This is a genomic window from Cryobacterium roopkundense, assembly GCF_014200405.1.
In the GTDB taxonomy this organism is placed as follows: Bacteria; Actinomycetota; Actinomycetes; order Actinomycetales; family Microbacteriaceae; genus Cryobacterium; species Cryobacterium roopkundense.
On the sequence record NZ_JACHBQ010000001.1, the window covers coordinates 1,986,109 to 1,999,398 of the forward strand.

12 protein-coding genes are annotated in these 13,290 nt (G+C 66.4%); 1 reads left to right on the forward strand and 11 read right to left on the reverse strand.

All coding sequences use genetic code 11. The features are described 5' to 3' along the window. Window positions 1-68: 68 nt before the first annotated feature. From BJ997_RS09305 to BJ997_RS09320, 4 genes are all read right to left on the reverse strand, one after another. The gene (locus tag BJ997_RS09305; RefSeq protein ID WP_183323405.1) at window positions 69-1,481 is read right to left on the reverse strand and encodes an HNH endonuclease; all 1,413 of its coding nucleotides are present in this window, start codon (window positions 1,479-1,481) and stop codon (window positions 69-71) included. A gap of 637 nt (window positions 1,482-2,118) precedes the next feature. After that, complete coding sequence (locus BJ997_RS09310) at window positions 2,119-2,262, reverse strand: hypothetical protein (protein WP_183323407.1); 144 nt, start codon at window positions 2,260-2,262, stop codon at window positions 2,119-2,121. Window positions 2,263-2,301: 39 nt separating this feature from the next. Continuing rightward, window positions 2,302-3,114 carry an ExeA family protein gene (locus BJ997_RS09315; protein ID WP_183323330.1) on the reverse strand — a complete coding sequence of 271 codons (813 nt, stop codon included), beginning with the start codon at window positions 3,112-3,114 and terminating at the stop codon, window positions 2,302-2,304. Then, window positions 3,111-4,637, reverse strand: a complete 1,527-nt coding sequence (locus tag BJ997_RS09320) for a DDE-type integrase/transposase/recombinase (protein WP_221243938.1) — start codon at window positions 4,635-4,637, stop codon at window positions 3,111-3,113. The genes BJ997_RS09315 and BJ997_RS09320 overlap by 4 nt, the downstream gene beginning before the upstream one ends. Before the next feature lie 179 nt (window positions 4,638-4,816). Between BJ997_RS09320 and BJ997_RS21210 the strand changes: the two genes are divergently transcribed. After that, on the forward strand, window positions 4,817-5,053 hold the full coding sequence (locus tag BJ997_RS21210) for a hypothetical protein (RefSeq protein ID WP_035840832.1): 237 nt from the start codon (window positions 4,817-4,819) through the stop codon (window positions 5,051-5,053). Window positions 5,054-5,505: 452 nt separating this feature from the next. On the opposite strand, the gene BJ997_RS09330 is transcribed toward BJ997_RS21210, so the two are convergent. The 7 genes from BJ997_RS09330 to coaBC form a co-directional block, all read right to left on the reverse strand. Next, on the reverse strand, window positions 5,506-5,784 hold the full coding sequence (locus BJ997_RS09330) for an antibiotic biosynthesis monooxygenase family protein (RefSeq protein ID WP_183323409.1): 279 nt from the start codon (window positions 5,782-5,784) through the stop codon (window positions 5,506-5,508). Then, complete coding sequence (locus tag BJ997_RS09335) at window positions 5,781-6,308, reverse strand: SRPBCC domain-containing protein (RefSeq protein ID WP_035835744.1); 528 nt, start codon at window positions 6,306-6,308, stop codon at window positions 5,781-5,783. The genes BJ997_RS09330 and BJ997_RS09335 overlap by 4 nt, the downstream gene beginning before the upstream one ends. 15 nt (window positions 6,309-6,323) lie before the next feature. After that, window positions 6,324-7,763, reverse strand: a complete 1,440-nt coding sequence (locus BJ997_RS09340) for an RsmB/NOP family class I SAM-dependent RNA methyltransferase (protein ID WP_084141103.1) — start codon at window positions 7,761-7,763, stop codon at window positions 6,324-6,326. Further along, entirely contained in the window at window positions 7,760-8,674 is a 915-nt protein-coding gene (gene fmt / locus BJ997_RS09345) for a methionyl-tRNA formyltransferase (protein WP_035835745.1), read from the reverse strand. Before fmt ends, BJ997_RS09340 begins: the two co-directional genes overlap by 4 nt. Then, window positions 8,675-10,720 (reverse strand): primosomal protein N' family DNA-binding protein, encoded by a 2,046-nt coding sequence (locus BJ997_RS09350; protein WP_035835747.1) that lies wholly within the window; start codon window positions 10,718-10,720, stop codon window positions 8,675-8,677. Between the two features lie 90 nt (window positions 10,721-10,810). Continuing rightward, the gene (gene metK / locus BJ997_RS09355) at window positions 10,811-12,004 is read right to left on the reverse strand and encodes a methionine adenosyltransferase (RefSeq protein ID WP_035835748.1); all 1,194 of its coding nucleotides are present in this window, start codon (window positions 12,002-12,004) and stop codon (window positions 10,811-10,813) included. A 51-nt stretch (window positions 12,005-12,055) separates the two neighbouring features. Next, entirely contained in the window at window positions 12,056-13,267 is a 1,212-nt protein-coding gene (gene coaBC, locus BJ997_RS09360) for a bifunctional phosphopantothenoylcysteine decarboxylase/phosphopantothenate--cysteine ligase CoaBC (protein WP_035835749.1), read from the reverse strand. Window positions 13,268-13,290 lie beyond the last annotated feature (23 nt).

The window sequence follows — 13,290 nt, forward strand, 5'->3', positions numbered from 1 at the left end:
AATTGTTCATGTACTCCCTACTCACGCGTTAGGCCTACATTCGGGCAACAGCTGCCGTGTGCACTTCTTCAGAACGGGCACTCACTGACCTCGGAGAATGGGATGTTCCACGGGTCTGCGTAGGTGAGTGGCTTCGTGGTCAGCGTGGGTTCCGTCAGGGGGATGGTCGGTCGAATGCGGGTTTCGGGGTGAGTGGCATAGTGCCTGCCCGCCGGGCTGGTCCAGTTGAGGGTTCCGTCCTCGCCTTGGACCACTGACCAACCTGTTTCGTGTTTGACCCGGTGGCTGGGGCGGCACAGGGAGGAGAGGTTCGAGAAGACGGTCTCTCCGCCGTGTTCCCAGGCGATGGTGTGATCAATGTCGCAGGCGGCGGCTCGTCGGTTGCAGCCGACGGCACGGCACGTGCCGTCGCGTAGTCGCAGCCAGTTTTTCAGGTCTTCCGGGACCTTGTACTTCGTGCGTCCGAAGGAGAGGACAGCGCCGGTCTCCGGGTGAACGAGGATACGAGTGAAGCTGGTGGCCGTTCCGGCGAGGCGCCGGGCGGTCTCCGCGTCGATCGGCCCGAACCCTTCCAGGGTGCCGGGTTCCTCGCTCTGACCCAGCAGGGTGAGAACGGGGACGGTGACGAACACGCTCGCGCGGACGCCGGCACCGAGCCCGGTCTCTGTCACTCCTTTCAGGAGCAGGTCCGTGGCGGCGTCGGTGCGAAGCTGCGCGAGGGTGCGAGCTTCGTCGTGCACCTTCAGGTTCTTCGCCAAAGATTCGACCCGGTCGGCGATGGCGGCCGCATCTTCGTTGCTCAGCGTCATCTCGAGGTACCCCATACCGTCACGACCTGGGCCGACCCAGAAGTTCCGATCGGCAAGGGCCTTCTGGTGCCGGATAGCGATGGACTCCGGGTGAGTGAACTCCCGCACCTTCACGGCCTTCCTCCGCAGTTGCGGGACGGTGAGGGTTTCACTGTTGGTCAGGGCCTCGTCTTCGAAGGCCTTCCAAGCCTCCGGTGGCAGGGAGACGGCGTTCTCCATTACTACCTCGGCGTGGCGGTAGCTGATGTCACCGCGTCGGAGGGCATCTCGGGTGGCGGGGAGCCGGTGTTGCAGCAGGTCGCTTTCGAACATCAGATTGCGGGCGACACCGCTGGGCAGTTTCAGCAGGGCGGCCAGCTCAGCGACGAGGCCTTCGTGGGCGGCTTTCTGCGGCGACCACTCGGTGTCTCGTCGTCCCCGCGCGGTGAGGGGGAGTCCAGCCTCGGCCGTGGCGTCGGTCCACTGCCGGAGCTTGTCGATCACTTCCGCTCGAGCGGCCTGGGCGAAACAGACCATCCGATCGAAGCTCAGGATCGCGTCGAGGAGCAGGGTTTGAGTGTCGTCGGCGACGGCCTTCTCCTCCGCCAAGACGGCGAGGGCCTGATCGACTGGTTCGGGCGGGGTATTCCCCGCGGCCTCCTCCAAAGGAGGAACTTCATCGTTTTTCTCCATAAGATAATTATCCCACGAACCACAGACAGATTCGAGAAAACCTGAGCATTGTGGATAACTCATCCGAAGTTGATTCTTCCTTCCGCAGTCCGGGGAATGGCTCGCGGGGTCTCGACGGGCGCGGGCCAAAAGCGGGCCCGCTGCTCGACCAGCGAGGGGGGTGTGGCAGCCGAAAGGGCGGAGCGCGGCGAGGCGCGGCGAGGCGCGGCGAGGCGCGGCGAGGCGCGGAGCGCGGCGGAGCGCGGCGGAGCGCGGCGGAGCGCGGCGGAGCGCGGCGGAACGCGGCGGAACGCGGCGGAACGCGGCGGAACGCGGCGGAACGCGGCGGAACGCGGCGGAACGCGGCGGAACGCGGCGGAGCGCGGCGGAACGCGGCGGAACGCGGCGGAGCGCGGCGGAACGCGGCGGAACGCGGCGGAGCGCGGCGGAACGCGGCGGAACGCGGCGGAGCGCGGCGGAGCGCGGCGGAGCGCGGCGGAGCGCGGCGGAGCGCGGCGGAGCGCGGCGGAGCGCGGCGAGGGAGGCGGGAGCAGTGAGCGGGAGCGGTGAGCGGAAGGCGAGAGTCGAGAGCGGAAGGCGAGGCGGGAGGGGGAGAACGGGGGAACGGGGGAACGGGAGCGGGAGCGGTGAGCGGTTGTCAGGCCTCGGCCACCAGGGTGAAGTGCTCGACGACGGGAAACGGGTGTCGCCCGTCGCGTTGTTTGACGATGGCGGCGTCATCGTGAGTGACGATGGCCGGGTGTGAAAAGGCCCCGCCGGTGGATTTCGGCGGGGCTTTCATCGTGATGGTGACGTGGTGGTCGTCAGGGGTGACGCGACCTCATTCGCTGTTCTCGGTGATCGCCGATTGTGCGGCGGCCAGGTCGACGATTGCTTTGTCGGCGGCGTAGGTCGCGATCAGCGCGGCGACGGCGAGGTTGTTGACCGCCCGTGGATACCCCCTCGAGGCGAGGTGGATCGCTTGGATGGCGTCGTCGGAGAACAGCGGGTCTGACCGGCCAGCGAATTTGAGGTGTTGCCGGATGTAATCGGTTGTGTCGGCGGCATTCATCCCGGTGATTGTGTAGCATGTGGAAATGCGTTGATCCAATGCCGCGAGCACGGCAAGTTTCAGGCGGCGCCGCAGGGTGGGTTGGCCGATGAGGAGCATCGCGAAGTGCGACCCGGTATCCATTGCCACGTTCGTCAACATGCGTAACGATTCCAGGTCGGTGTTGGTGAGCAGGTGCGCTTCGTCGATGACGACGACGGGCAGGCGGGCTCGTTCGTCGAGTTCCCCGGCGAGTAGCGCCGCGGTTTGCGAGGACAGCACTCCGGAGAAAAACGCCGGGGTCCCGCCAAGCGCCGTGACGATCTGAGTGTGGATTCCACGCATCGTGATCGTCGGGTCGGGGATGTAGATGATCTGGTGCCGGGAGGGTTCCAACTGGGCCAGGGCCGCGCGGACGGCGACGGTTTTCCCGGCGCCGACTTCACCGCTGATCACGCCGAGCTGGCGTTGGCTGACGCACCAATCGATGCGGGCGATCGCTTCCCGGTGCGAGGGGTGCGGGTGCAAGGCCTGCGGCGGAATATCGCGGGCGAAGGGCATACGCGTGAAGCCGTAGTGCGATTGCAGGGTGTCGATACTCATCGGGCGGCCTCCGAAACTGTCGGCACGAAGACGACCTTCCTCGCCGCCGGGGTGGATGCTTTCACGAAACTAATCGGTTCCCCAGCCATCGTGCCCTTGTGCCGGGTCTCCACCAGGCGCAGGTAGTCAATGCCGGAGGCCGCATTCCGGGCACCGGTGTCGGCCTCGTCAGCCGCCGCGGTCGCGGCCTTCTTGTGAACGTGCCGGCGAATTTCACTCAGTACGGCGATGCCGGCCGGGACGCCGTTCCCGGCCGAGACGGTGATCAGCCCGGCGAGGTCGAAGGGGTCATAAACCAGCTCCACTCGTTTGCCGACGAGGAGCTGATCCACTTGATACGTGTTGGACTGCAACGACACCGTCGCGGACTTCGTCACCGTGCGGATCGCCGACCACTGGAACGCCTCCGCAATGACGGTTTTCTCCTTCCGCACCGGGCGTCGTCCCGCCCAGCCGGCATCCCAGCGCTGCACCGGTGTTTGCCCTGTCGTCGAATGCGTGGCCTGGTGATAGACCATCTCCACCCACGACGTGAACAGAGCATTCATCTCTTCCAGCGTGGTGACCATGCTGCCCACCCCGGCATCTACTACGCCGGTCGTGGTATCGACGGTGGTGATCTCGGTGAGGAACTGCGAGTTGACGGTGTTGAAGAACCGCTCGATCTTTCCGCGGCCCTGCGGCCGATACGGCTTCGAATGCGTCAACCGGATTCCGAGGCGCGCGCAGGTCCGCGAGAGCGACTCATCAACAAAAGCGCTTCCGTTATCGACGTAAATCGTCCCGGGAATTCCGCGCGCTTCCAACGCCGGGCGGAGGGCCGCGGTGAGGCGGACGGAGTCTTCGGCGTAAGCCCACCGGCCCGCCGTCACCATCCTGGAGTGGTCGTCGAGGAACGCGAACAGATACGTCTTCCGCCCATTGATCCGCGGCCCGTGCAACCCGTCACCGACCCATATTTCATTCGGGTAGTCCGCTTCAAACCGGCCGAAAACCTCCCGCACCCCGGTCGAAAGTTCCAGCGTGCGGAAGTGCCGCAGCAGCGTCGACTCCGACGGAGCATCACCGAGCGTGTCGATCATGATGCGCCGCACCTGCGCCGAGGTGCGGGCGGGCCGCTCCCTCTTCAACGTCGCCGCCAACGACAAGATCTGCGCCGGCGTCACCGCGCCCTGCGCCCGGCCTCGGGGTCTCAACGCGTCGAACCCTCCGCGCCGCCACTGCCTGATCCACCGATCAAGAGTGTCCTTGCTGACCGTCACCGTCCCGCCGAATGGACCCGGATGCACCAGCCCTGCCAGCGCTCGAACCATCGGGCCGCGCTGCCGCGTCGTCACACTGTCATCGGCGGCGTCCCGGATCAGGTGGTAACGAAACAGCGCGATCTTCTCCGTCCGTCCGCGGCGCACCGCCGAAGCAGACGGCGGTCCCGCCGGCGGCGGCGGGACGAGCAAAGCATCGGCTGGCTCCGCTGGGGAAGCCCGCGGCGAAACGGGGAGCAATGCCGGGGAAAGTGCGGGCATGAAGAGTCCTCTCAAACAGTGAACACACCCATCACAGGGATATGGCAGGCGCTCCTGCCACTGTTGCCGCCCACCACGGACGGCATAAGGGCCAGTTGGTGTTGGGGACCGCCGCCCACCAGCTCCGGCAAAAAAACAGCCCGTTGGTCTGAGCGATCGCCACCTGAACCCACGCCACCGTGACGGTCGCGACGAACCGGCGAGCCAGCCCCCGTGCATACGCCATCAACGCCGACAACGCCTCACCCGAAAAAGTCCCAGCAGGCCTTGGCCAGACGACCACCGCATCGGGAGCATCCCGCACCAACAACCCCGTGAACCGTTCACCCATCGCCGCGGCCGAAGCGGCGAAAGCACGCAACCAACCACGAACCGTCGAAACCGGTCTTCCGCAGTCCGCAGCGATCCTCCGATGACCCCAACCCAAAGCAGTCTTCGCCTCGATCGCCGCCGCAATCACCTCGGCGGTATCTGCTCGCCGCGCGGCCAACCGCACCTCCAGGAGCACATGCGTGCCCTGGCAGGCCGTGCACCGAGACCGACGCGGGCGAAGGCCCCGCGGCACCCAATCTGTGCCGAGGCCCTCACGGATCACACGCGCCCGAGCCCACCCCCACGGGCGCAAACGGCCACCACAATCGGGGCAGGCAACCCGCCCGACCCGAAGGTCCAACTCGACAACAACAGAATCATGACTTACCGTGAGCATCAGCGCGGCCTTACGCGTTAGAACGGCCCGGCGTGATCCTTCAAGATTGCACGCCGGGCCATTCGTCTATCCGGACATCGTCAGCCTGACGCCGCCGACAACCAGAAACCAAATCCAGGCGCACTAAACCCATCGTCACCGACCCCGACGCCTACGTCGTCACCCCACGAGACGCACAACAAACGGGTCGTAGAGGGGGTGCAGGAGGGTTCGCCATTCCTGGTACTGCGGCGACTCCCGGAAGCCGACGGTGTGGTCCTCGAGGCGCGCCCACTGCACGATCAGCAGATAGGTATGAGGCCGCTCAAGGCAGCGCGAGAGCGTCAGCCCCTCAAACCCCTGCATCGCTGAAATAATGAGTTTGGCCTGGGTGAAGGCGGCTTCGAAACCCTCCTCCTGTCCGGCACGGACAGGCGGGAGCGCGTGCTCAGTGATCATGGCTCAACTCTGGCAGCGCCGGGAACCTCAGCACCGGCGGGAATGCCGAGAGCCACAAAGTGTTCGTAGCGCTCCTGCCAGCTCAGCGCAGACGTGCCGTGCGGCCCCCCGGACTCGACACCGTTCACATAGCGCTCGAGTTCAGTGAGGCACACGTCCCAGCCCGCGGCATTGCGCGCAGCCTCGTTTTCGGCCTCCAGCACATTCGTGAGCACGCGGTCCACCTGCTGGTCTGAGACGGCACGCAGTTCGAACCGAAGTTCATTACCGCCCCACGTGAACGAGAGAAGGCGGGGTGGCTCGATGGCCAGAACGGTTCCCACACTGTTCGGCATATGCGGGTCCCCGGCAAATCCGACGACCCCACCCACCCGGGGCTCCACAGTCAGTTCGCTCGGAAACCACGTCCGGGACTGCTCGGGCTTGGTCAGGGCGTCCCACATTCGCACGACAGAATGCGGCAGCGCCCGCTCGATGCGAATGGCGGGGCGCCCGTCGTGGCTGATGAAAATCGTGGTCTCCATCAACCCACTATGCAGCTACTCAGTATGACGCTCAAGCAGGGTGATGAACATGGCGTCTGTGCCGTGACGGTGCGGCCAGAGCTGCACGCTCGACGGGTCCCCCGCGAGGTCGAGCTCGGAGCTGCTCAGCGACTGCACGACGGCCGCAGTGTCGAGGGCGCTCACCTTTCCGGCCCACTTCTTCAGGGCTGTCGCCACGATGCTACGCGTCTCCGCTGTGTGCGGCGAGCACGTGACGTAGGCGAGGATTCCGCCGGGCTTGAGGGCGCCGAGCGCGGCGTCGATGAGGCCGGACTGCAGACCGGCGAGCTCGGCGACATCCTTCGGCTGCTTGCGCCAACGTGCCTCCGGGCGGCGACGCAGGGCACCGAGGCCGGTGCAGGGCGCGTCCAGCAGGATGCGGTCGAATTCTTCAGGGTGCTTCTCGGCGATGCGGGTGCCGTCGAGCTCCCACACCGGTATTTTCTCGGGGATGGCAGCAAGTGCGTTCCGAACGAGCGTGGCACGGGCGGGCACGAGTTCGTTGGCGACCAACTCAGCGCCATGACTTCGCGCCTCCGCGGCGAGCAGGGCTGCCTTGCCGCCGGGGCCGGCGCACAGGTCAAGCCATCGCTCTCCCGGCTTCACGGCGCGGGCGCGGCTGAGGCTCAGGGCCGCGAGCTGCGAACCTTCGTCCTGCACCCGCACGCGCCCGCCTGCCGCACTCATCAGGTGGTACGGGTCTCCCCCGGCAAGAACGAAGCCGGTGGGCGAGAAAGCGTCGGGCTCGCCGAGTTTGTCGGTATCGTCCTTCGACGTGAGGCCGGGCAGCGCCACCATGTTGACCTTGGCCGGCACGTTGTCGGCCACGAGCAGCTCGACGAGTTCGTTCTCGCGGCCCTCATTGCGCAGCGACTGCCGAAAGGCCCTCACGACCCATGACGGATGCGAGTGCTCGGCAGCGAGGCGATCGTCGTCGTTCCCGGCATCGGCCAGCACCCGTTCGAGCCATTCCTCGGCGCTCGATCGCGAGATCGTGCGGAGCACACCGTTGGTGAAGCCGGTGGCGGAACGTGAGCCGACCTGCTTCGCGAGGGAGACGGATTCGTTGACGGCCGCGTGCGTGGCCACCCGGGTGGCGAGCAACTGGTGGGTGCCGAGGCGCAGTACATCGAGAATCGCCGGGTCGATCGCGGTTACGGCGCGTCCGGCCGCGAGGGCGATCACCCTGTCGTAGAGACCCTGCATACGAAGTGTGCCGTAGGTCAGCTCGGTGGCGAGGCCCGCATCCGCCGTGTTGAGCGCCGCCCGCTGGATGCGCGTGGGCAGCAGCAGGTTCGCGTAGGCATCGGATTCACGAACTGCGGCGATGACCTCGTAGGCCACGCGCCTGGCCGGCTGCACGAAGTCGGTCGGCGCGCCCCGGGGTGCTCGCGGCTCGCGGCTCTGCGGCTGACGACTCTGCGTATCACTCATGAGGCGACCACCTCCGTCGCTGCCAGGCCACGCCACCAGTCGAGTGCATTCATTGCTTTCTTTCCAGCCGGTTGCACGGAGACGAGCTCAAGGGCATCCGTCTGCGTGCCAATCAGCACATGCTTGTCGCGCTGCAGGATCGCGCCTGCGGGAATCTGTGCACCGTACGCCGGTGCCACCTCAAGAAGTTTAAGCCTCGCATCGTCAACGAGGGTAAATGCGCCGGGTTCCGGCGTGACCCCGCGAATCTGGTTGTATATCTCCACAGCGGGCCGGTTCCAGTCCACGCGGGCGTCGTCCATCGTGAGTTTGGGTGCGAGCGTCACCTCGCCGCTCTGCTCAACTGAACGCGCGGTGCCGGCAGCGAGCTCGTCAACCACCCGAACGAGCAGGTCCGCACCGCTGTGACTGAGGGACTCGAGAAGCATTCCCGAAGTGGAATGCGCTCCGACGGGCTGCGAGAAACTCCCGAAGACCGCTCCGGCGTCGAGTTCCCTCACGAGCTGAAAAACTGCCGCGCCGGTGTCGACGTCGCCAGACATCACCGCGCGCTGCACCGGAGACGCTCCACGCCAGCGGGGCAGCAGGGAGAAATGCAGGTTGATCCAGCCGAGCCGTGGGAGCGACAACAGCGGCTCGCGCACGATGCCGCCGTAGGCCACGATTACCCCGAGGTCGGGCCGCAGTGCCGCGATCTCGGCGGTCGCCTCATCCCCCAGTCGGTTGGTCTTGATCACGGAGTAACCGAGTTCCTCGGCGGTCCGGGCCACCGGAGAGGGCGTGAGCACGCGCTTGCGGCCGAGCGGGGCATCCGCTCGAGTGATCACGGCCTCGATTGTGTGCTCGGTCGCGGCCAGGGCCGTCAGGCTCGGGATCGCGACGTCGGGCGTACCCGCAAAAACAAGTTTCATTTACAGGAGCTCCGGGTCATCGAATCGAACTCTCAGTGTAGGCGTCTGCTGGAACGAGCCGGATTTAGTGGGGCGGCGACGCTTGGCCGCATTTCGTACCACGGATGCCTTGAGCGCGTGGGAGACGTCGTCACCCTTGGCGTACGCGAATCTTACAATGGCTCGAACCAGGGGCGCTTCCGCGTCGACTGGACCCAGCACGTCCACGCCGGGGTTCGTCCCCAGGTCCGTGAGGGCTGCGTCGACGTCGGCGGCAGTTCCAGTCACCGACGCCACACGCACCGCCGGTGGGAAACGCAGTTGGCGCCTGTCGGCGAGTTCCGAGCTCGCGAACGACTCAGGTTGCCAGGCGTTGAGGGCGCGGGCGAGAGCCCCGCCTACCCCCACCAGGACCACGGGAGCGCCGGGCGCCGCCAGGGCGGCCGCATTGGACCACCAGCGCAGGCAGTCCTCCCCCACCCGCAGGGACTCGCGGGCGAGCATCCGCTCGCCATCGAGAATGAGGATGGCGCGGTATCCCCCGGTGGGAATCGGTTCCGCACCACGCGTGGCGATCACGAGCGCGGGCTGTGCACCGAGGGTCTGCACCGAGTGTTCACCGTCCGCGATGATGATTCGGGCGCCGGGAAAGGCGCGCCCGAGCTCTTCCGCCGTGCGGCCCGTACCCATCGTGACGACTCGTAGTTTGTGGCCCTCGCAGTGCACACAGGTCCAGGCCGCGGCGAGTGCCCCACACCAGCGGCAGGCCGGCACTGCTCGGGCCGACGTGAGACCCAGCGGCCCCTGGCAGGTCGTGCAACGTGCGGCCTTCTTGCAGGTCTGGCAGGCGAGCATAGGCGCGTAGCCGGGACTGGCGACCTGCACGAGCACTGGGCCGTGCGTCAGCGCCTCCCTGGCGGCGTTCCAGGCCGCGGTCGGAATACGCGCTGCGCGCGCCTGCTGGTCGGATTCGGACTGGAAATCGGAGGGGATGATGCGCGGGTGACGGCTGGTCGCGGGGTGAACCTCTCCCAGCCAGCCGAGCTCGACGAGCCGTTGAGTCTCCACGCTGCGGGAGTGACTCAGCAGCACGAGACCGCAGTCGGCGGCCTCCCTGCGAACGAGGGCGGCGTCGCGTGCGTGCACGTAGGGGCTGAGTGGCTCGGCGTAGAGGGGGTCACCGTCATCAAAGAGGGCTATGAGCCCCAGGTTTGCCGCCGGAGCGTACACAGCCGACCGGTTGCCGAGAATGATGCGAGGAGCGGTGCCGAGGCAGGCGAGGAACGCCCGGTACCGGTCGGGGTTGCTTTGCCGGGCATCGACCCGGCTGACGGACCCCGCCGGAGCCAGCCGGTCGAGGGCCGCCTGCACCTGATCCTGGTCACGGAAGTCCGGCACGCAGAGAATCGCGGTCTTGCCGGTGGCGAGCGTGGCCACGCCGAGTTCGGCGAGCGTCAGCGCCCAGTGCCCGATGGTGCCGTGCCCGCTGGTACTGCTGTCAGCTAGCTCCACGAGCTCGGGGATGGCGGCCACGGCCACCCGCTGGCGTTCCACAATGACTGTGTCGAGCCGTCCCGTGGGGTAGCCGACGAAGGCGGGGGTGGCGAGGGACGCGCCGGTCGGTGCCGGTTGCCGTGGCTCGACAGGCTCGACAACCGGTCCAGAAACGACCAGCGAAGTCTGCGCTGCCAGCCAGGCCTTCTCGACGCGTACTTGGCGGGGCGGTACGGCCAAGCGGATGATATCGCTCGCGTTGCCCGCGGCCCTGTCAGCCGCTCGACGCGCGAGCGCCCAGACCTCGGGCATCAGCACCTGGGCCGAGGAGACCACGGCGTCCAACGGGCTCAACGTGCCGCTGAACTGGTCACTCGGCGCGGTCGCGGAGTCCACGACCTCGATCAGGTAACCGTCGATGATGCGCCCGCCCGAGCGGAATGGAACCCGCACCCGCACGCCGGGTAGCGCGGTTTCGGCGAGTTCCTCCGGGATGCGGTAGTCAAAGAGGTGATCGAGCTGCGGGAGGGGTGAGTCGATCAGTACACGGGCTACGAGGCCGGAACGCGTCATAATGCCTGCCTCACTCTTTCGGTTGCCGCGCCCCAGGATCGCCTCGCGAGGTCTCGATCGCTCCTTCGTCGCGCCTCGACCAACGGGAGACTACAGGCCGGCAGCGCTCCGCAGGTCGTCCACGCGGTCGAGGCGCTCCCAGGTGAAGTTGGGAAGTTCGCGACCGAAGTGCCCATAGGTGGCCGTCTGCTGGTAGATCGGTCGGAGCAGGTCGAGGGAGTTGATGATCGCAGCCGGCCGAAGGTCGAACACCTCGCGAATGGCCGCGGTGATCTCGTTGTCGGGCAGCACCCCAGTTCCGAACGTTTCCACGTACAGGCCAACCGGAGAGGCCTTACCGATCGCGTACGCGACCTGCACCTCGAGCCGTTCGGCAAGTCCGGCTGCCACGGCGTTCTTGGCCACCCAGCGCATGGCGTACGCGGCGGAGCGGTCAACCTTGGAGGGGTCCTTGCCGCTGAAGGCGCCGCCGCCGTGACGGCTGGATCCCCCATAGGTGTCAATGATGATCTTTCGGCCGGTGAGCCCGGCATCGCCCTGGGGTCCGCCGATTTCGAAGCGGCCAGTCGGGTTGATCAGAGTGGTGAGCGCCGACGAATCCAGGTCGATCAGGTCGAGGACCGGGCGAATGACGAGTTCGTCAACCTCGACGCGCAACTGCTCGGTGGACACCGACGGTGCATGCTGAGTGGACACCACGACGGTTTCGACGGTGCGCGGAATGATTCCGTCGTAGCCGATGGTGACCTGGGTCTTGCCGTCGGGGCGCAGGTAGTCAAGTTCACCGGACTTGCGCACGAGCGCGAGCCGCTCGGCGAGCCGGTGTGCGATCCAGATGGGAATCGGCATCAGCTCCGGCGTCTCGCGGGTGGCGTAGCCGAACATGATGCCCTGATCACCGGCGCCCTGACGGTCGTAATCGTCGAGGCTGGACTGCTCACGAGATTCGAAGGCGTTGTCCACGCCCTGAGCGATGTCGGGCGACTGGCCGCCGATTGAGATCTCAACGCCGCAGGAGCGACCGTCGAACCAGACGTCGGAGGAGTCGTAGCCGATATCGGTGATGCACTTTCGAACGATCGACGGTATCTCCACATAGGCCTCCGTCGTCACCTCGCCGGCAACGTGCACCAATCCCGTGGTGACGAGAGTTTCTACGGCCACGCGGCTGTGCGGATCTTCCGTGAGGAGAGCATCCAGGATGCTGTCCGAGATCTGGTCACAGATCTTGTCGGGGTGACCCTCGGTGACTGACTCGGAAGTGAAGAGGCGAAGATCGCTCATCTGGCCTGTCTCTGTAGATAGAAGTAAACGAAAGAAAGTGTGGGAGGTGATCTAGGCGATCACGTCAAGAATGCAATTGGCCACCGAGATTTTACTTCCGGAGGCCTCTTGTACTATAACTCCGAGGTGGTCCAGCATCAGTATCGTGTTGCCGTCTGTTGCGAACCCCTGGGTCCAGCCCACGCGGTTGACCACGAGGAAGTCGCAGCCCTTGCGCTCAATCTTGTCGCGTCCGAGAGCGAGCAGGCGGTCGGCATCCGCTTCGGTTTCCGCGGCGAACCCCACGATCACTTGGCCGGGCGTGCGGTGTTGCGCCAGGCCGGCGAGAATGTCCGGGTTTTTCACGAGCTCGAGGCTCAGCGTGTCACCGACGTCCTGCTTCTTGATCTTGCCCTCGCGAACGGAGTGCGGCCGATAGTCGGCGACGGCGGCCGCCATGATGATGACATCGGCCTCGCCCGCGGCCTCACGCATGGCCTGGTTGAGTTCCAGGGCGCTGCCCACCCTGGTTAGGCTCACACCGGTGGGTTCCGCCACTTCGAGGTTCGCCGCAACGAGGGTCACGCTGGCACCTCGGTCACGGGCTGCTTCCGCGAGGGCAACGCCCTGCTTGCCACTGGAACGGTTGCCGAGAAAGCGCACAGGGTCGAGTGGTTCGCGGGTACCGCCGGCACTGATCAGCACGCGACGCCCCGCAAGATCCTGGGCGGGTTTCTCCACGTACGTTCCATCGAGCACGGAGAGGGCCACGGCCACGATGGTGTCGGGTTCCTCCATGCGTCCGGCCCCGATGTCTTTTCCGGTGAGGCGCCCCACGCCCGGTCCCACCACGACGATGCCGCGCTCGCGCAGGATCTGCACATTGGCGACAGTAGCGGGGTTACTCCACATCTCTGTGTGCATGGCCGGGGCGATCACGAGCGGGGCGGTGCTGGCCAGAATGGTATTTCCCAGCAGGTCGTCGGCAAGGCCGGCCGCGAGCTTCGCGATGGTATTGGCGGTGGCTGGCGCTACCACGATGAGGTCGGCAGATTGGCCGATGGCCACGTGCCGCACCTCTGCGACTCCCTCGTAGAGTTCCGAGTAGACGGGATGCCGGGAGATGGCCTCGAGGGTCGGCTTGCCGATGAAGCGCAGCGCGGCCGTGGTGGCCACGACGTGCACGGAGTCCCCGTTCAACACAAAAGCGCGCACGATGTTGACGGCCTTGTATGCAGCGATGCCGCCGGTGATACCGACGACAACGGTGCGGGCTGTCTTCATCGTGCGCGCTTCCGCGGGCACGC